This is a genomic window from Variovorax sp. V118 (assembly GCF_041154445.1).
Lineage (GTDB): Bacteria > Pseudomonadota > Gammaproteobacteria > Burkholderiales > Burkholderiaceae_C > Variovorax > Variovorax boronicumulans.
Genome location: NZ_AP028663.1, coordinates 2018288 through 2036181 on the forward strand (window position 1 = coordinate 2018288; position 17894 = coordinate 2036181).

Genomic DNA, 17894 nt, shown 5'->3' on the forward strand with positions numbered 1-17894 from the left:
CGCCAACATGCCAAACACCGTCGCACAACAACAACCGTCGCGCTCGAAGATTTCGGTCAAGGACCTGAACTTCTACTACGGCAAGTTCCACGCGCTCAAGGGCATCAACCTCGAGATCCCCGAGAACAAGGTCACGGCCTTCATCGGCCCGTCGGGCTGCGGCAAGTCGACCCTGCTGCGCACCTTCAACCGCATGTTCGAGCTGTACCCCGAGCAGCGCGCCGAAGGCACCATCGCGCTGGACGGCGAGAACCTGCTCACGTCCAAGCAGGACGTGGCGCTGATCCGCGCCAAGGTCGGCATGGTGTTCCAGAAACCCACGCCGTTCCCGATGTCGATCTACGACAACATCGCCTTCGGCGTGAAGCTGTTCGAAAATCTCTCGGCCAGCGAAATGGACGACCGCGTCGAGTGGGCCCTGAAGAAGGCCGCGCTGTGGACCGAAGTGCGCGACAAGCTGCAGCAAAGCGGCTCGGGTCTCTCCGGCGGCCAGCAGCAGCGCCTGTGCATCGCACGCGGCATCGCGATCAAGCCCGAAGTACTGCTGCTCGACGAACCGTGTTCGGCACTCGACCCGATCTCGACCGCGAAGATCGAAGAGTTGATCGCCGAGCTGAAAAACGAGTACACCGTGGTCATCGTGACCCACAACATGCAGCAGGCCGCCCGCTGCAGCGACTACACCGCCTACATGTACCTCGGCGACCTGATCGAGTTCGGTGCCACCGAACAGATGTTCTTCAAGCCGCAGCGCAAGGAGACCGAGGACTACATCACCGGCCGCTTCGGTTGAAGTCAAAGGAAACACCATGACCGAGAAACACCTTTCCAGCCAGTTCGACAGCGAACTCAACGGCGTCTCGTCGCGCGTGATGGAGCTCGGCGGCATGGTCGAGTCGCAGATCCACCAGGCCGTGTACGCCCTGCTGCAGTTCGACGCCGAAGCCGCCGACCGCGTGATGGAGACCGAGCACCGCGTCAACGCGATGGAGATCGAGATCGACCGCGAGCTGTCGTCGATCATCGCCCGTCGCCAGCCCACGGCGCGCGACCTGCGCCTCTTGATCGCCATCAGCAAGACCACCGCCAACCTGGAGCGCGTGGGCGACGAGGCCAACAAGATCGCACGCATGGTCAAGTCGATCATCGAGAGCGGATCGGCCCGCCAGCTGCCCACCACCGAGCTGCGCATTGCCGCCGACCTGGCCTCGAACCTGCTGCGCACCGCGCTGGACGCCTTCGCGCGCCTGGACACGGCCGCCGCGCTGTCGATCCTCAAGGACGACGACCTCATCGACAAGGAGTTCGACGGCTTCGTGCGCAAGCTGGTCACCTACATGATGGAAGACCCGCGCACCATCTCCGCCAGCCTGGACCTGCTGTTCCTGGCCAAGGCCATCGAACGCATCGGCGACCACGCCAAGAACATCGCCGAGTTCATCATCTACATCGTCAAGGGCGCCGATGTGCGGCACACTTCGATGGAGGAAATCGAGTCGGCATTGCAGTGACGACCGTCGCCGCAAAGACTCCCCATAACGCATGAAGAAACCAAGAGTCCTGATCGTCGAAGACGAATCCTCGATCGCCGAGCTGATCGCCGTCAACCTGCGCCACAACGGCTTCGAGCCGATCTGGTCCGAAGACGGTGCTGCCGCCCAGCGTGAAATCGACGCCTTCCTGCCGGACCTGATCCTGCTCGACTGGATGCTGCCGGGCCAGAGCGGCCTGCAGCTCGCGCGCCAGTGGCGCAAAGACCCGCGCACCAAGGCCATCCCGATCCTGATGCTGACGGCGCGCGGCGACGAGCCCGACAAGGTCGCCGGCCTCGATGCCGGCGCCGACGACTACATCACCAAGCCGTTCTCCACCCAGGAAATGCTGGCGCGCATCCGTGCCGTGCTGCGCCGCCGCGCCCCCGAGGTGGTGACCGAGCGCGTCGAGATCGGCGAACTGGCCCTCGACACCTCCACCCACCGCGTGACGTGGCAGGGCGGGGCGCTGAAGGTCGGCCCGACCGAGTTCAAGCTGCTGGCCTACCTGATGCAGCATGCCGAGCGCGTGCACAGCCGCGCACAGCTGCTGGACAAGGTGTGGGGCGATCACGTCTACATCGAGGAACGCACGGTCGACGTGCACGTCAAGCGCCTGCGCGAGTCGCTGGGCGTGGCCGCGCCGATGGTCGAAACCGTTCGCGGAGCGGGTTACCGGCTGACGGCCCAAGTCACGGTGTGAGCAGCGCCGTGAGCCTCGGCGGCGGGCGCGGATAATCGCCCGCCATGCCTTTTCGTATTGCTACGTTTTTAATAGCGTCCTTCGCAATTGCGGCGGGCGCTGTCGGCCTTTTCGGCTGGAAGTACGGCTGGCTGGGCGCCTGGCTGGGCGCGGTGCTCTGGTTGGGCTTCGATGCCTGGCGCGCCGAACGCCTGCTGCGCGTGCTGCGCAACGACGCGGCCGGGCTGCCGTCGCGCGGACCGGGCGTGTGGGGCGAGCTCTCGGAGCGCATCCGCAAGCTGCTGCGCGAGCGTGAACAACAGACCCGGCAGGCCGAAGACCGGCTGCAGGAGTTCCTGGCCGCCATCCAAGCGTCGCCCAACGGCGTGGTGCTGCTCGACGAGCAGGGCCGCATCGAGTGGTGCAACCAGACGGCGGCGGGCCAGTTCGGCATCGATGCCGAGCGCGACCTGCTGCAGCACCTGGCGAACCTCGTGCGCGACCCGGCGTTCGTGGCCTACCTGGCCTCGTGGAACTACAGCCGCGACGTCGTCATCGACGCACCCGGCCTCGTGCATGCACAGCATCGCGGCCATCCGGTGCGGCTGTCGGTGCAGGTGCATCCCTACGCCGGCAACCGGCGCATGCTGCTCACGCGCGACATCACGGCGCTGGAACAGGCCGAGGCGATGCGGCGCGACTTTGTGGCCAACGTGTCGCACGAAATCCGCACGCCGCTCACGGTGCTGGCGGGCTTTGTCGAGACGCTGCAGAACCTGCCGCTCGATGCGGATGAACGCACACGCTATCTGTCGCTGATGGGGCAGCAGTCGCACCGCATGGAAACGCTGGTGAACGACCTGCTGACGCTGTCGCGGCTGGAAGGCAGCGCGGCGCCGTCAGGCAACCAGTGGGTGCGCATGCGCGCGCTGCTGGCGCAGTGCGAAGACGAAGGACGCGGCCTGTCGGGCCGGCTCACGCCGCAGGGACACCGGCTCACGTTCACGTCCGAAGCCGAGTCCGAGCTGTCGGGCGCGCCGACCGAGCTGCAGAGCGCGATGTCGAACCTCGTGAGCAACGCCATCCGCTACACGCCCGGTGGCGGCGAGGTGGTGGTGACCTGGCGGGTGCTGCCCGACGGGCGCGGCGAGTACGCCGTGCGCGACACGGGCCCGGGCATTGCCGCCGAGCACATTCCGCGGCTCACCGAGCGCTTCTATCGCATCGACCGCAGCCGCTCGCGCGAGACCGGCGGCACCGGGCTCGGGTTGGCGATCGTGAAGCACATCGCGCAGCGCCACGGCACCGAGCTGCGGATCGAAAGCACGGTGGGCAAGGGCAGCCGCTTTGCGCTGCTGTTCCCGGCGACGCGCGTGCGCGAAGCGCGCGTGATGAGCAAGTAAGCAGGCCGCGTGGCCCTCAGCGGGCCCGCGCCTTCATCGTCCAGCGCAGCAGCGCGACGAACAACAGCGCCGTGAGCGCCAGTGCCGCGGCGCTCATGAGCCAGAAGGCCAGCGGCGACTGCATGGCCGGCCACGGCCCCAGGCCGCGGTAGGCCAGCAGGTAGCTGCCGCCCAGGCCCATGCCCCAGAGCATCGCGCAGTAGATGACCAGCGGCGCCAGCGTCACGCGGTAGCAGCGCAGCACGAAGACGCACAGCGTCTGGAACGCATCGGCGATGTGATACAGCGCCACCGTGGTCAGCAGCGCCGCTGCCATCGCGATCACGGCGGGGTTGTCGGAGTACACGTTGGCGAGCTGCGTGCGGAACACGGCCATCGCGCCGGCATAGAGCAGCGCGAACAGGGCGGTGAGCTCGAAGCCCAGCCGGCAGGCATGGCGCGCCCGGGCGCTGTCGCCGGCACCGAGCCAGAAGCTCACGCGCGCGCTGGTCGCGATGGCGAGCGACAGCGGCGTCATGTAGGCCACGGCCAGCAGGTTCGAGGCGATCTGGTGCGCGGCCGCTGCAGCGGTGCCCAGGCGCGCGATGAAGAGCGCCATCAGCGTGAACGAGGTCACTTCCACCAGCACCGCGAGGCCACCGGGCACGCCCAGCCGCGCGAACAGGCGGATCTGGCGCCAGTCGGGCGCCTCGATGCGTTCCCACAGCTGGTAGCCGCGGTAGAACGCGCCGTGGCGCAGCAGCCAGACCGCGCAGCCGAGCATGGCCCAGTTCACGCACAGCGTGGCCCAGGCGCAGCCCACCAGCCCCATCGCCGGCAGGCCGGCGCCGCCGAAGGTGAACCAGACCGACAGCGGCAGTTTCACGAGCAGCGAGGCCAGCTGCAGCCAGGTCACGAGCTTGGGCTTGCCCAGGCTCTGGTTCAGCGTGCTGAAGAGACGAAAGAGCAGGGCGGGCGCCAGCGCGAAGGCCAGCACCGCGAGGTAGGCCTCGACCTCGCCGCGCATGTCGGCGGGCACCTGCGTCCAGCGCAGCGCGGCGCCGGGCAGCAGCAGCACGGTCATGCCGACCACGACGGCGATGGCTGCGAGGTAGAGCGACTGGCGCACCGAGCGGCCGATCTCGCTGCCCCGGTTGGCGCCGTGCAGTTCGGCCCACACCGGCAGCAGCGCCTGCAGCACGCCCATCAGCGAGACATACACGCTGACGAAGATGGCGGCGCCCACCGACAGCGCGGCCAGCGCGCCTTCGGAATAACGGCCCGCGATGATGGTGTCGGCCACGCCGAAGGCCATCACGGCCAGCTGGCCGATCAGCACCGTGCCGGCGTGCCGTGCGATGAGTCCGCGTTCGTTCCCGTGCGTGCTGCTGCTCACGGGTCAGCGCACGATCTTTTCGTAGAGCAGCAGGTCGTCCGCGGGGCTGCTGGGACGGCGCAGAGTGCCGCTGAAGCGCCACTGTTCCAGCGGGATGATGGTGTGCAGCCGCTCGATGGTGTCGGGGCTCACGAGCAGCCACGGGCAGTCGTTGCCCAGCAGCAGCGGCTGCAGGTTGAGGTTGCCGTGGTGGCGCAGCGCCGCGACGTGCGGCCGGCTCAGCGCCAGCTCGGCAACGCAGCGCGGGTGGCCGATGCGCTCGGTCACGGCGCGCACCTGCGGGACGTAGCTGCGCGCGTAGTCGATGGACGGCAGCCACAGCGTCATCAGCAGCATCCAGCACAGCGCGGTGCCGCCGGCCGGCAGCACCAGCGTCTTCCAGAGCGCGGCGCGATGGCGCCCGGTGCGCCAGCGCACCAGCCAGCACCAGGCCAGCGTGGCGGCCAGGGCGAGCACGAAGGCCACCGGCGAGAACTCGGCCACGAAGCCCGGCACCAACCGCGCCACGCTGGCGGCCGGCTTGCGTGGCGCGCCGGTCAGCATGGCGATCCAGTACATCCAGCCGAGCACGGCCAGGCCGCTGAAGAACAGCACGTTGAACCAGTCGATCAGCGCCGCCGCGCTGCGCCGGAAGGTCGGCAGCGCAAAGGCCGCCAGCGTGGCGAAGGCGGGCAGGGCCAGCAGCAGCGAGCGGTCGGAGAAGTCGGTGGTCCAGGTGGCGGCCAGCGGCACCAGCGCGAACCACAGCGGCAGCGCGACGTGGCGCTCGAGCCACTGGCGGCGCCAGCGCCAGAGCGTCCAGATCGCGAGCGGCCAGACCGGCCAGGTGAACCACAGCAGCAGCTTGGCCTGGCTGCGCACGTCGGACAGCAGCGAGTGGCCCAGCGTGATCTTCCATTGCGCCAGGCCCAGGCCGAAGACCAGCGCGGCGGCCAGCACGGTGATGCCGACCATCGTCAGCAGGGCGGGCAGGGTGAAGCCGGGGCTCTCGTCGTCGCTGTAGCCTTCCGCTTCGCGGGCGGCGCGCTGGCGGCGCTCGTAGACCATGTACACCGCGCTGCCGATCGCCAGCGCAAGGCCGACCGTCGGCCCGCCGCTCAGCGTCATGCCGAGGGTGCCGACCACGAGCGCGATCACCGGGCCGACGCGGCGGTAGGGCAGTGCGGCCACGCCGTAGAACAGGTGCGAGGCGAAGTACAGCTGCGCCAGCGCGGGCGTGGTTTCATGCCCCAGCTGGGCCAGGCCCAGCGAAGCGATCAGCGCCAGCAGGCCGCCGTCGGCGATGGCGCGGGCGTAGTCGGTGGGGCGCGCCTCGCCGCCGAAGGCAAAGGCCACGGGCTGGGCGCGCGGCGTGCGGGCGAGGTAATAGACGGCGTACCAGGTCGCGGTGAAGGTGCCCCACAGCATCAGCGCGAACACGAAGCGCACGGCCAGGTCGGGGTTGACCCACGAGGGGGCGAGCTGGATTGCCCAGGCGCCGATCCAGTAGGGGATCAGCGCGGGGGTCTCGGGTCGCATGCCCAGCAGCAGCGGATCGAACCAGCGGGCGATGCCTTCGGTGCTGCGGGCCAGTTCGGCCATGTAGCCGAAGGCCGTGATGTCGGCGCTCTTCCAGGGGCCCCGGCCGAGCAGGCCCGGCAGCAGGTAGGCCGCGCACAGCAGCAGCAACGCGACGCGCGGCAGCCGGCGTACGGCATTCTGGGCAACGATCGCGGGGGTCGGCTGGTTCAAGGGCGAGGCGGAAGAGGCGAAGGGGTGATTGGAAAGAAAAAGGGCAGCGCGGTAAACCGGGCTGCCCTCGACGCCAGAGCGCGTGCCTGATTACTTGGCAGCGGTCTTGCCGAAGCGGTTGCGGAACTTCTCGACGCGACCACCCATGTTGTCCACCGACTTTTGCGTGCCGGTGTAGAAGGGGTGCGATTCGCTCGTGGTGTCGAGCTTGAACAGGGGCAGCTCGCGGCCGTCGTCGGTCTTGCCCATTTCCTTGGTGTTCGCGCACGAACGGGTCACGAACTTGAAGCCGTTCGACATGTCGACGAACAGAACTTCGCGGTAATTCGGGTGGATGCCTTCTTTTGCCATGGTGTTTCCTTTTGCGCTGTTGGAATCAATGCGCGGTCGATGCGAGAGCCACCAGCGTGCCAGCAATCTGGCGCGCCGCCCTGAGGTCTTGACGTGAAGTGAAGGCCAAGGAAGCCGGGCGACGTGCCCAGCCGCACTTTTCGCGGAGCCCATGATTATCGCATACTGCCCCAATTGCGAGCAAACCGGGCCCTCCCATGACTTCCACACCCCTTCGCGCCGGCCTTGTCGGCTACGGTTTCGCCGGCCAGACCTTCCATGCGCCGGTGCTGTCGGCCGTTCCGGGGCTCGAACTGGCGGCCGTGGCGAGCTCGCAGCCGCACAAGGTGCACGCCGACTGGCCCGGCGTGGCCGTGGTGCCCGACGTGGCGGCGCTGGTGGCCCGGGCGGACATCGACCTCGTGGTGGTGGCGACGCCCAATGCCCAGCACCATCCGGTCGCCAAGGCGGCGCTGGAGGCGGGCAAGCACGTGGTCGTCGACAAGCCTTTCACGCTCGATGTGGCCGAAGCGCGGGAGCTCGAGTTGTTGTCAAATCGCAACAATCGCGTGCTCTCGGTCTACCAGAACCGGCGTTTCGACGCCGATTTCCTGACGCTCCAGCAGGTCCTGGCGTCTGGCGACCTGGGGCGCCCGGTGTACCTGGAGTCGCATTTCGACCGCTTCCGTCCCGAGGTTCGCGAGCGCTGGCGGGAGCAGCCTGTGCCGGGCGCGGGCCTGTGGGTGGACCTGGGTTCGCACCTGCTCGACCAGGCCGTGCAGCTGTTCGGTCGGCCCGACACGCTGCAGCTCGACACGGCCGCTTTGCGCGACGGCGCGCGGGTCGAAGACTATTTCCATGCCGTGCTGCGCTACGACAGCGGCCCCCATGCGCCGCTGCGCGTGGTGCTGCACGCCACCACGCTAGCGGCCCATGCGGCGCCGCGCTACATCGTGCACGGCACGCGCGGCAGCTACGTGAAGCACGGCGTAGATCCGCAGGAAGACGCGCTGCGCGCCGGCCAACGGCCACCGGCGGAAGGGTGGGGCGCCGATCCACTGGGTGGCGAACTCACGCTGACGGGCAGCGACGGCGCGCCGCACTTCCGTGCGGTGCCGACGCAGGCCGGCAATTACGTCGACTACTACGCCGCGGTTCGCGATGCGATCCTCGGAAAGGGGCCGAATCCCGTGCCGCCCGAGCAGGCCGTCGCGCTGATGGCACTGCTCGACATCGGCCGCCAGAGCGCCGCCGAAGGCCGCGCCATCCGCATCGAGCGCCCATGAAAAAAGCGCGTTGACCCGTGAGGGCCAACGCGCTTTTGCGGAAGAGCCTGAAGCTCAGCCGCCGCGACGCATCATGTCGAAGAACTCGACATTGGTCTTGGTCGCCTTCATGTTCTTGAGCATCAGCTCCATCGACTCGATCTCGTCCATGTTGTACATGAGCTGACGCAGGATGCGGGTCTTCTGCAGGATCTCGGGGGCCAGCAGCAGTTCTTCGCGGCGCGTGCCGCTGCGATTGAGCTGGATCGAGGGGAACACGCGCTTTTCGTACAGGCGGCGGTCCAGGTGGATTTCGGAGTTGCCGGTGCCCTTGAACTCTTCGAAGATCACTTCGTCCATTCGGCTGCCGGTGTCGATCAGCGCGGTGCCGATGATGGTCAGCGAGCCGCCTTCTTCCACATTGCGCGCGGCGCCCAGGAAGCGCTTGGGGCGTTGCAGTGCGTTGGAGTCGACACCGCCGGTCAGCACCTTGCCCGACGAGGGCACGACGTTGTTGTAGGCGCGGGCCAGACGCGTGATCGAGTCCAGCAGGATCACCACGTCCTTCTTGAGTTCGACCAGGCGCTTGGCGCGCTCGATCACCATTTCGGCGACGTGCACGTGGCGCGCTGCGGGCTCGTCGAAGGTCGAAGCAATAACTTCGCCCTTCACCGTGCGCTGCATTTCGGTCACTTCTTCAGGGCGCTCGTCCACGAGCAGCACCATCATGTGCACGTCGGGGTAGTTGGCGCTGATCGCGTGGGCGATGTGCTGCATCATCACCGTCTTGCCGCTCTTGGGCGGCGCCACGAGCAGGGCGCGCTGGCCTTTGCCGATGGGGGCGATGATGTCGATGATGCGGCCGGTGAGGTTCTCTTCGCCCTTGACGCCTTCGCGTTCCAGCTTCATCTGTTCCTTGGGGAACAGCGGCGTCAGGTTCTCGAACATCACCTTGTGCTTGTTGGCTTCGGGTGCGCCGTCGTTGACCTTGTCCAGCTTGGTCAGTGCGAAGTAGCGCTCGCCGTCCTTGGGCGTGCGCACTTCACCTTCGATCATGTCGCCGGTGTGCAGGTTGAAGCGCCGCACCTGGCTGGGCGAGATGTAGATGTCGTCGGTGCTGGCCGTGAAGCTGGTGTCCGGGCTGCGCAGGAAGCCGAAGCCGTCGGGCAGGATTTCGAGCACACCGTCGGCGAAGACCTGTTCGCCGGCCTTGGCGCGCTTCTTGATGATCGCGAACATCAGCTCTTGCTTGCGCATGCGGCCGATGTTTTCGATCTCAAGCGCCTCAGCCTGCTTGAAGACTTCAGACACGTGGAGTGCCTTGAGTTCGTTTAAGTGCATGGAACGACCCCTGGAGGGGTAATCGAATCGGGAACGGGGGGAGGTTTGATGTGGGGCAAGAACTGCCTCACGAACCGGGGAACTCGAACCGGTTGCCTGATGAAAGGCCCGGTGAACTGAGGGCGATTATGACAGGAAAATCGCCCCGGCCAACGCATTGCGCGCTGGCCGGAAGAAATGCATCAGGCGAGTTGCTGGTCGATGAAGGCCGTGAGTTGCGCCTTGCTCATGGCGCCGACCTTGGTGGCGGCCAGCTGGCCGTCCTTGAACAGCATCAGCGTGGGGATGCCGCGAATGCCGAACTTGGCGGGGATGTCGCGGTTCTCGTCGACGTTGAGCTTGGCGATCTGCAGCTTGCCTTCGTAGGTGGCCGAGACTTCGTCCAGGATCGGGGCGATCATCTTGCAGGGACCGCACCATTCGGCCCAGTAGTCGACCAGAACCGGCTGGCTGGACTTGAGCACGTCGGCCTCGAAGGAAGAATCGGAGATGTGTTTGATCAGTTCGCTGGCCATGTGATGTGTCCTTGTGCGCAGAGAGAGTTTCGGTGCAGCTAAAGTGCTGGTCATTGTGACAGAAACCAAGGGGTGACGTGCCATGCGGCCCGGCTATGGCGGCGATAGCCAAAGCCCTTTGCGGCCCTGCCGCCGACCCCCTCAACCCCCTCGATAGAACATGAACGAAGGCCACCCCGTCCAGGCCCTGTGGTGCGATCCCGCCGACGGCGTCGTCGCGCGGATCGTGCGCGCGCTCGACGCGCGCCAGCTGCATGCGGCGCGCACCGTGGTGCTGGTGCCGTATGCGCAGCTGATGGCGGTCGCGCGCGGCATGTGGGCGCGCTGCGGCAGCCCGGGCTTCGTGCCGCGCTTCGAGACCACGCACAACTGGGCGCGCAGCGCGGGCGGCTTCCTGCCGTCCGGCTACGACATCGCCTTCGACATGGCGCGCGACCTGGTCACGGCCCAGGGCCTGCTCGCGCAATCGGGTTTCCAGGCCGAACGCTTCGCGCTCGCGGGGCGGGTGGTCGAGCTGGCCTACCAGCTGGCGCCGCTGGCATCCGCCGTGGCGCCTGAGGTGCGCAGCAGCGACTGGGCACAGGGCGCAGCCAAGGTGGCCGATGCCGGCAGCGAGTCGGAGTGGTTCCGCATCGAGAGCGCCTTGATCCGCGTCGCCATGGCCTGGGCCGCGAACTCGGGCTACGCGACCGACGTGCTGCTGCGCGACGCGGCGCGCAGCCAGGTCGATGCGCTGATCGTGCTCGAAGGCTTCCAGACCGACCCGCTCACGCAGGCCCTGTGCGCGCTGTGGGGCGACCGCGCGATCCGCATCCCGCTCATGCCCGCCGATGCCCCGCCATCTGCCGCCCACGCGCACGTGGCGCTCGACCCCGAGGACGAGGCCCAGCTGGCCGCCGCCTGCGTGCTGCAGCACCTGGCCGAGGGCCGCGCGCCGGTCGCGCTCGTCGCCACCGACCGCGCGCTCACCCGCCGCATCAGCGCCCAGCTGAGCACGCAGGGCATCGTCACGCACGACGAAACCGGCTGGAAGCTGTCCACCACGCGCGCCGCCGCCACGCTGATGAGTGCCTTGCGCGCTTGCGCGCACGACGCAGCCACCGACCAGGTCCTCGAATGGCTCAAGAGCGGCGCCGAGGTCGATGGGTTCGCCGTGCAGTCGCTCGAAATGCGCCTGCGACGCGAAGGCGTGCGCGACTGGCAGGCTTGGTGCGCGTTGATCGCGCGCAGCGACAAGCCGCAGGACGAAAGCCTGCGCACGTTCACCGCCACCATCGAAGCCCGCCGCGCCCCGATGGCGCGCGCGCGCTCCCTGGCCGAGTGGCACCGCGCGCTGCGCGAGCTGTTGACGGCCGGCGAGCAGTGGGACGCGCTCGCCGCCGACTTCGCGGGCGCCAAGGTGATCGCCGCCCTCTGGCTCGATGCCGACGCGCACGGCGAGGAGGACGAGTTCCCCGGCGGGCGCCACAGCCTGGCCGAGTTCACGGCCTGGGCGCGCGACGTGCTCGAGGACGCCAGCTTCGTCCCGCCCGCCGGCGACGAGGCGCCCAAGGTGTCCGTGTTGCCGATGTACCAGTTGCTGGGCCGCGTCTTCGGCGCCGTCGTCATTCCCGGCTGCGACGACCGCCGCATGCCCGCGTCGCCCGAGCCGCCGGGCAACTGGAGCGCGGCGCAGCGCCTCGACCTGGGCCTGGCCTCGCGCGAGGTGCTGGAGACCGCGCAGCGCGCGGCCTGGGCCATGGCCACGCGCAACCCGAACTGCGACCTGGTCTGGCGCCATTCCGACGCCAGCGGCGAGCCCGTGCGGCCGAGCCCGCTGGTGCAGGCCCTGCAGCTCGCCCACGCGCTGCAGCCGGGCGTCGATCCGCGCACGCCGCGCGACGTCGCCGTCACACCGACCCTGCGGCCCACGCCCTCGGGCGCGCTGCTGCCGCTCACGAATGTGTCGACCAGCGTCTACGAAGACCTGCGCCGCTGTCCCTATCGCTTCTTCGCGCTGCGCCAGCTGGGCCTGCGCACCGCCGATGAGCTCGATGCCGAGGTCGACAAGCGCGACTTCGGCAACTGGCTGCACGCGGTGCTCGGGCAGTTCCACGAGACCTTGCGCGACGCGCCGACAAGCGATGCGCAAGCGCGCGCCACGCTGCTCGCCGACACTGCGCGCGATGTCACGCAGACGCTCGGCTACTCCGACGCCGAGTTCCTGCCCTTCGCCGCCGCGTGGCCGGCGGTGCGCGACGGCTACCTCGACTGGCTCGCGAAACATGAAGCAGACGGGGCGGTCTTCGTCGAGGCCGAGCCCTGGAAAGAGCAGCCCCTGGGCACCCTGCGGCTGGTCGGCCGGCTCGACCGCGTCGACCGCACGGCCGACGGCCAGCCCTTCGTGATCGACTACAAGACCGAGACCGCCTCCGTCACCAAGGAGCGCGTGAAGTACCCGACCGAGGACACGCAGCTCGCTTTCTATGCCGCGCTGGTGGCCGATGACACCTTGCGTGCGGCCTACGTCAACGTGGGCGAGAAGTCGTCCGGCACGCAGACCGTCGAGCAGCCCGCCGTGGTCGAGGCGCGCGATGCGCTGGTCGCCGGCATCATCGACGACTTCGCACGCATCGCGCAGGGCGCGCCGCTGCCGCCGCTGGGCGAGGGCAGCGTCTGCGATTTCTGCGCCGCACGCGGCCTGTGCCGCAAGGATTTCTGGGAGGTCACGCCATGAACGGCGCTGCCTACGAACACAACGGCCGGCACGTCGCGCGCGAGGCCTTCTACACCGTCGCCTGCGATCCGCGGCGCTCGGTCGCGGTCGAAGCCTGCGCGGGCGCCGGCAAGACCTGGATGCTGGTGTCGCGCATCGTGCGCGCGCTGCTCGAAGAGGGCGATTCAGCCTGCGAGCCGCACGAGATCCTGGCCATCACCTTCACCAAGAAGGCCGCCGGCGAGATGCGCGAGCGGCTCGACCAATGGCTCGCGCTGTTCGCCGAGCTCGATCCGGCCGCGTCGCAGCGCGAACTCGTGATGCGCGGCATGACGCCCGAGGCCGCGCAGGCGGCCGTGCCGCGCCTGCAGGGGCTCTACCGGCGCTTGCTCGAAGGCGGGCGCCCGGTGCAGTTCCGCACCTTCCACGCGTGGTTCGCGGGCCTGCTGCGCAATGCGCCGCTCGCCGTGCTGCGCGAGCTGGGACTGCCCGCTAACTACGAACTGCTCGAGGACGATGCGGAGGCGCGCAACCACACCTGGCGGCCGTTCTTCGAGGCCGTGACCGGCGACGCGCGCGCGCTGGCCGACTACTACGCCGTCGTCGCCACGCACGGCCGCTCTCAGACGGCGAAGGCGCTGGGCGAGGCGCTGTCGAAGCGGGTCGAGTTCTCGCTGTCCGATCCCCAGGATGCGGTGACGCCGTTCGACGTGCTGTACCCGGCCCTGCAGGGGCTGGAGGTGCCGACCGACGCGCTGCGCGGTGAGGCCGTGCGCCGCCGCTGGCTCGACCGCGCCGCCGCCCTCGGCCGCGAGGCCAACAAGACACCGCAGAAAGCGGCCGAAGCTATCATCGATGTGTTCGGCACGGGCGAGCCCGCGCCTGGGGCGCTGGCCGACGCGCTCGCCGTGCTGCGCAAGACCTTCTTCGTCGCCACCGAAGACCGGCTCACCAAGAACCTGCAGAAATTCCCCGCCGCGCAAGAGGCAGAGACCGAGCTGCAGCTGCTGTGCGCCGCGCAGGCGCAGCACGCGGCCTGGCTCTACCAGCAACGCATGACGCGGCTCACGCGCCTGCTGATCACCGCCTTCGGCGAGGTCAAGCGCGCGCACGGCTGGGTCGACATGAACGACGTCGAGCAGGCCGCGCAGCTGCTCTTGGGCCAGTCGGCGCTGTCGGGCTGGGTGCAGGAGCGGCTCGACGCGCGCGTCGCGCACCTGCTGATCGACGAGTTCCAGGACACCAACCCGCTGCAGTGGCAGGCGCTCTACGGCTGGCTCAGTGCCTACACTGGCGCGGGCGGCAGCGCGCCGCGCGTGTTCATCGTGGGCGACCCCAAGCAGAGCATCTACCGCTTCCGCCGCGCCGAGCCGCAGGTGTTCATCGCCGCCAAGAAGTTCGTGCGCGAAGGGCTCGGCGGCGAACTGCTCAACTGCGACCACACGCACCGCAACGCGCGCGCCGTGGTGGGCCTCGTCAACAGCGCGATGCTGGCCGCGCAGGCGGTCGGCGAGTTCGACGGCTACCGCGCCCACACCACCGAGCGCGGCGACGAGGGCGAGCTGCTGAAGCTGCCCGCCATCGACCGCGACGCGCTCGACACCACGGCGGCCGCCGCGCCGGCCGACGACGGCATGCTGCACTGGCGCGACAGCCTCGTCACGCCGCGCGTGCTGCCTGAAGAGCAGCTGCTGCAGAAGGAATGCGAGCAGGCCGCGCGCTGGGTCGCGCAGCGCATCGCCGACGGCACGCCGCCGCGCCAGATCATGGTGCTGGCGCGCCGCCGCAGCCGGCTGTCGGCCATGCAGGACGCGCTGCGCCGCCGCCACATCCCCGTGCAGCAGCCCGAGAAGAACGACCTGAACGATGCGCCCGAAGTGCAGGACGTGGTCGCGCTGCTCGATGCGCTGGTGTCGCCCGCGCACGACCTGTCGCTGGCGCGCGCGCTCAAGTCGCCGCTGTTCGGCATCGACGACGACACGCTGGTGCAGTTGGCCCGCTGCCAGCGCGAGACGCCGGTCGCCAGCTGGTTCTCGCTGATCCAGAAGGGCGAAGGCCTGCCGCCCGTGCTGACCGAGGCGGGCGTGCAACTGCGCCGCTGGCAGCGTTGGCTGATGGCAATGCCGCCGCACGACGCGCTGGACGCGATCTTTCACGACGGCGACGTGCTCGCGAAGTTCGGCGCCGCGGTGCCGGCGGCCTTGCGCCAGAGCGCGCTGGCCAACCTGCGCGGGCTGGTCGCCGCCTCGCTCGACATCGACGGTGCGCGCTTCGCGACGCCTTATGCCCTGGTGCGAGCCTTGCGCGCGGGCGGTGTGCGCGCGCCCACCGTGGCCGCGCCCGAGGCCGTGCAGCTGCTGACCGTGCACGGCGCCAAAGGCCTTGAAGCCGACACCGTGCTGATGCTCGATTGCGACGCGCCGCCGCCGCGCGCGCAGACCATGGGCGTACTGGTCGAGTGGAAGGGCAGCGATAGCGCGCCCACGCGCTTCGTGTTCCTGGTCAGCGAGAAGACCCCGCCGGCCTGCGCCGCCGCGCTGCTCGAGGAGGAGCAGCGCGCGCGCCACCGCGAAGAACTCAATGGCCTCTACGTGGCGACCACGCGGGCCCGCGAGCGGCTGGTGCTGTCGTCGGTGAAGCCGTCGCGCGCCAACGAGGGCAGCTGGTGGGCGCGGCTGGAGCCGTTGTGCGAGCCGACCGAGGCCGACGAGCCGCTGGTCGAAGCCTCCGCCGCCGGCGAGACCGGGGTGGGCACCTTCGCGATGAAGCGCTTGCCCGCGCCGCTCGTGGCTGCAACCGGTGCGCCGCCCGAAAAGAAAAAGGCACAAGACGCCACGGTCGACGCGCGCGCCGCCGCGTTCGGCCAGGCCATGCACCGGCTGCTCGAATGGGCGGTGCCCGGCGAGGCCTTGCCGCCGGCCCATGTGCGGGCGGCAGCGCGCGAATTCATGCTCGATCCACAGCAGGCACGCGGTGCCGCGGCGCTGGCCCAGCGCATCCGCGCGGGCGCCGGTGCCTGGGTGTGGGACGATCGCAGCATCGACTGGCATGGCAACGAAGTCACGCTGGTCCACGAGGGCGATACCTTGCGCATCGACCGGCTGGTGCGCGAACGCGCCACCGGCGCATGGTGGATCCTCGACTACAAATCGGCCGCGCGCCCCGAACGGGACGCGGCCCTGATCGCACAGATGCAGCGCTACCGCGCGGCCGTGCAACATGCCTACCCCGGTGCCACGGTGCGCGCCGCGTTCCTGACCGGGCAGGGCGAACTGGTGAATCTCGAATGACTGTTTCTTCTACCGTCGCCGTCATCGGCGGCGGACCTGCCGGCCTGATGGCGGCCGAAGTGCTGAGCGCATCCGGCGCGCAGGTGCATGTGTACGACGCGATGCCCTCGGTGGGCCGCAAGTTCTTGCTGGCCGGGCGCGGCGGCCTCAACCTCACGCACTCCGAGCCCTTCGATGTGTTCGTGACGCGCTTCGGCGAGCGCCGCGCGCAGCTCGAGCCGCTGCTCACGGCCTTCGGTCCGCAGCAGGCGCGCGAGTGGGCGGCCGGGCTGGGCATCGAGACTTTCGTCGGCACCTCGGGCCGCGTGTTCCCGACCGACATGAAGGCCGCACCCTTGCTGCGCGCCTGGCTGCATCGCCTGCGCGCCGCGGGCGTGCAGTTCCACATGCGGCATCGCTGGGTGGGCGACGGCGCCTTCGACGCGAACGCGCTGCGCTTCGTGACGCCGGCGGGCGAGGTCACCGCCAAGGCCGATGCCGTGGTGCTGGCCCTGGGCGGTGCGAGCTGGGCGCGCCTGGGCTCCGACGGCGCGTGGGCGCCGTGGCTTCAGGCGCAAGGCGTGGCGGTGGCACCGCTGCTGCCCGCCAATTGCGGCTTCGACGGCGCAGGCTGGAGCGAGCATTTTTCAAGCCGCTTCGCGGGGCAGCCCTTCAAGTCGGTCGCGATCGCCTTCACCGACAGCCAGGGGCGGCACTTTGCGCGCAAGGGCGAGTTTGTCGCGACGGCCACGGGCATCGAAGGCAGCCTGGTCTACGCGGCGTCGGCGCTGCTGCGTGACGAGATTGCAGTGAATGGCAGTGCGACGCTGCTGCTCGACCTGCTGCCCGATCGCAGCGCCGAACAGGTGCTGGCCGCGGTGAAGCATCCACGCGGCGCGCGTTCGCTGAGCAGCCACCTCAAGAGCCGTCTCGGCATCGAGGGCATCAAGGCGGGCGTGCTGCACGAAGCGCTGAGCAAGGAAGCGATGCAGGACCCGGCGCAACTGGCGGCCACCATCAAGGCGGTGCCGCTGAAGCTGGTCGCGACGCGGCCGGTCGACGAGGCGATCAGCACCGCGGGCGGCGTGCGCTTCGACGCGCTCGATCCGGCCCTGATGGCGACGGCGCTGCCCGGCGTGTTCGCGGCAGGGGAGATGCTTGATTGGGAAGCGCCGACCGGCGGCTACCTGCTCACGGCGGCGATGGCCAGCGGCGCGGCTGCGGCGCGCGGCGCGATCCAGCGGCTGGGGCTGTAGCGGCAGGCGCTGCTCAGCGCTTGCACGGCCAGAAAAACACCTGCTCGGGGTCGTCCGCATCGAGGTTCTCGATGTGGCCGCTTTCCCTGAACCCGGCTTCTTTCAGAAGCGACTGCATCGCCCCGTTGGAGCGGTTCGTGGAGGTGAAGAGCTTGGGGCGTTCGCAGATCGACTGGAAGTGATCGACGAGCCGCAGGCCGAGTCGCCTGCGACGAAACCTTTCGCCGACCATGAGCATCTCCATGAAGCCGCAGTCGAAGAAGTGGTGGTGCAGCACGCCGTAAGCGGCGATGTCGCCGTCCATCTCGATCACGTGGCAGAAGCGATCCTCGATCCAGCCTTTGATCTGCACGGCGCGGCGCGCATCGTGCGCGGCCACGGTGTCGAGGCACACCAACGCGTCGAGATCACTGATGCGGGCGGGCCGGATGTCCAAGTTCATGGATGGCTGCGCGAAGTTCTGGGAATTTGAGGTGTCCGGGGCCGGTAACCCCTGGACA

14 protein-coding genes are annotated in these 17894 nt (G+C 69.1%); 8 read left to right on the forward strand and 6 right to left on the reverse strand.

Annotated features, from left to right (window positions below; all coding sequences use genetic code 11):
• The first annotated feature begins 7 nt into the window (after nt 1-7).
• Genes pstB through phoR form a run of 4 tightly spaced genes read left to right on the forward strand, consistent with a single transcriptional unit; the run spans nt 8 to nt 3617 of the window.
• Nucleotides 8-793: a phosphate ABC transporter ATP-binding protein PstB gene (pstB, locus tag ACAM52_RS09170; protein WP_056580144.1), complete on the forward strand. Its 786-nt coding sequence runs from the start codon at nt 8-10 to the stop codon at nt 791-793.
• Between the two features lie 16 nt (nt 794-809).
• Nucleotides 810-1511, forward strand: coding sequence for a phosphate signaling complex protein PhoU (gene phoU, locus ACAM52_RS09175; RefSeq protein WP_062473142.1), 702 nt, complete (start codon nt 810-812; stop codon nt 1509-1511).
• A gap of 31 nt (nt 1512-1542) precedes the next feature.
• Nucleotides 1543-2235: a phosphate regulon transcriptional regulator PhoB gene (gene phoB, locus ACAM52_RS09180; RefSeq protein WP_062473140.1), complete on the forward strand. Its 693-nt coding sequence runs from the start codon at nt 1543-1545 to the stop codon at nt 2233-2235.
• A gap of 44 nt (nt 2236-2279) precedes the next feature.
• Complete coding sequence (gene phoR / locus ACAM52_RS09185) at nt 2280-3617, forward strand: phosphate regulon sensor histidine kinase PhoR (protein WP_369646809.1); 1338 nt, start codon at nt 2280-2282, stop codon at nt 3615-3617.
• Between the two features lie 16 nt (nt 3618-3633).
• Here phoR and ACAM52_RS09190 read toward each other — a convergent pair whose 3' ends face one another.
• The 3 genes from ACAM52_RS09190 to ACAM52_RS09200 form a co-directional block, all read right to left on the reverse strand.
• The gene (locus ACAM52_RS09190; protein WP_369646810.1) at nt 3634-4992 is read right to left on the reverse strand and encodes an MATE family efflux transporter; all 1359 of its coding nucleotides are present in this window, start codon (nt 4990-4992) and stop codon (nt 3634-3636) included.
• Nucleotides 4993-4995: 3 nt separating this feature from the next.
• Nucleotides 4996-6723 (reverse strand): hypothetical protein, encoded by a 1728-nt coding sequence (locus tag ACAM52_RS09195; protein WP_369646811.1) that lies wholly within the window; start codon nt 6721-6723, stop codon nt 4996-4998.
• Nucleotides 6724-6813: 90 nt separating this feature from the next.
• Nucleotides 6814-7074, reverse strand: coding sequence for a type B 50S ribosomal protein L31 (locus tag ACAM52_RS09200; RefSeq protein WP_056580149.1), 261 nt, complete (start codon nt 7072-7074; stop codon nt 6814-6816).
• A gap of 197 nt (nt 7075-7271) precedes the next feature.
• Between ACAM52_RS09200 and ACAM52_RS09205 the strand changes: the two genes are divergently transcribed.
• Nucleotides 7272-8339 carry an oxidoreductase gene (locus ACAM52_RS09205; protein WP_369646812.1) on the forward strand — a complete coding sequence of 356 codons (1068 nt, stop codon included), beginning with the start codon at nt 7272-7274 and terminating at the stop codon, nt 8337-8339.
• Nucleotides 8340-8393: 54 nt separating this feature from the next.
• Here ACAM52_RS09205 and rho read toward each other — a convergent pair whose 3' ends face one another.
• Together rho and trxA are read right to left on the reverse strand one after the other, a co-directional pair.
• Nucleotides 8394-9659, reverse strand: coding sequence for a transcription termination factor Rho (gene rho / locus ACAM52_RS09210; protein ID WP_062473130.1), 1266 nt, complete (start codon nt 9657-9659; stop codon nt 8394-8396).
• 182 nt (nt 9660-9841) lie between these two features.
• A complete protein-coding gene (gene trxA, locus ACAM52_RS09215) occupies nt 9842-10174 on the reverse strand; it encodes a thioredoxin TrxA (protein WP_042578306.1) in 333 nt (110 codons plus the stop codon).
• Nucleotides 10175-10334: 160 nt separating this feature from the next.
• On the opposite strand from trxA, the gene ACAM52_RS09220 reads away from it, so the two are divergent.
• The 3 genes from ACAM52_RS09220 to ACAM52_RS09230 are packed head-to-tail and all read left to right on the forward strand — an operon-like array spanning nt 10335 to nt 17394.
• Complete coding sequence (locus tag ACAM52_RS09220; protein ID WP_369646813.1) at nt 10335-12890, forward strand: PD-(D/E)XK nuclease family protein; 2556 nt, start codon at nt 10335-10337, stop codon at nt 12888-12890.
• Nucleotides 12887-16159, forward strand: coding sequence for a UvrD-helicase domain-containing protein (locus ACAM52_RS09225; protein WP_369646814.1), 3273 nt, complete (start codon nt 12887-12889; stop codon nt 16157-16159). Before ACAM52_RS09220 ends, ACAM52_RS09225 begins: the two co-directional genes overlap by 4 nt.
• Complete coding sequence (locus tag ACAM52_RS09230; RefSeq protein WP_307635627.1) at nt 16156-17394, forward strand: TIGR03862 family flavoprotein; 1239 nt, start codon at nt 16156-16158, stop codon at nt 17392-17394. The genes ACAM52_RS09225 and ACAM52_RS09230 overlap by 4 nt, the downstream gene beginning before the upstream one ends.
• Nucleotides 17395-17407: 13 nt before the next feature.
• Here ACAM52_RS09230 and ACAM52_RS09235 read toward each other — a convergent pair whose 3' ends face one another.
• A complete protein-coding gene (locus ACAM52_RS09235) occupies nt 17408-17836 on the reverse strand; it encodes a GNAT family N-acetyltransferase (protein ID WP_307635628.1) in 429 nt (142 codons plus the stop codon).
• Nucleotides 17837-17894 lie beyond the last annotated feature (58 nt).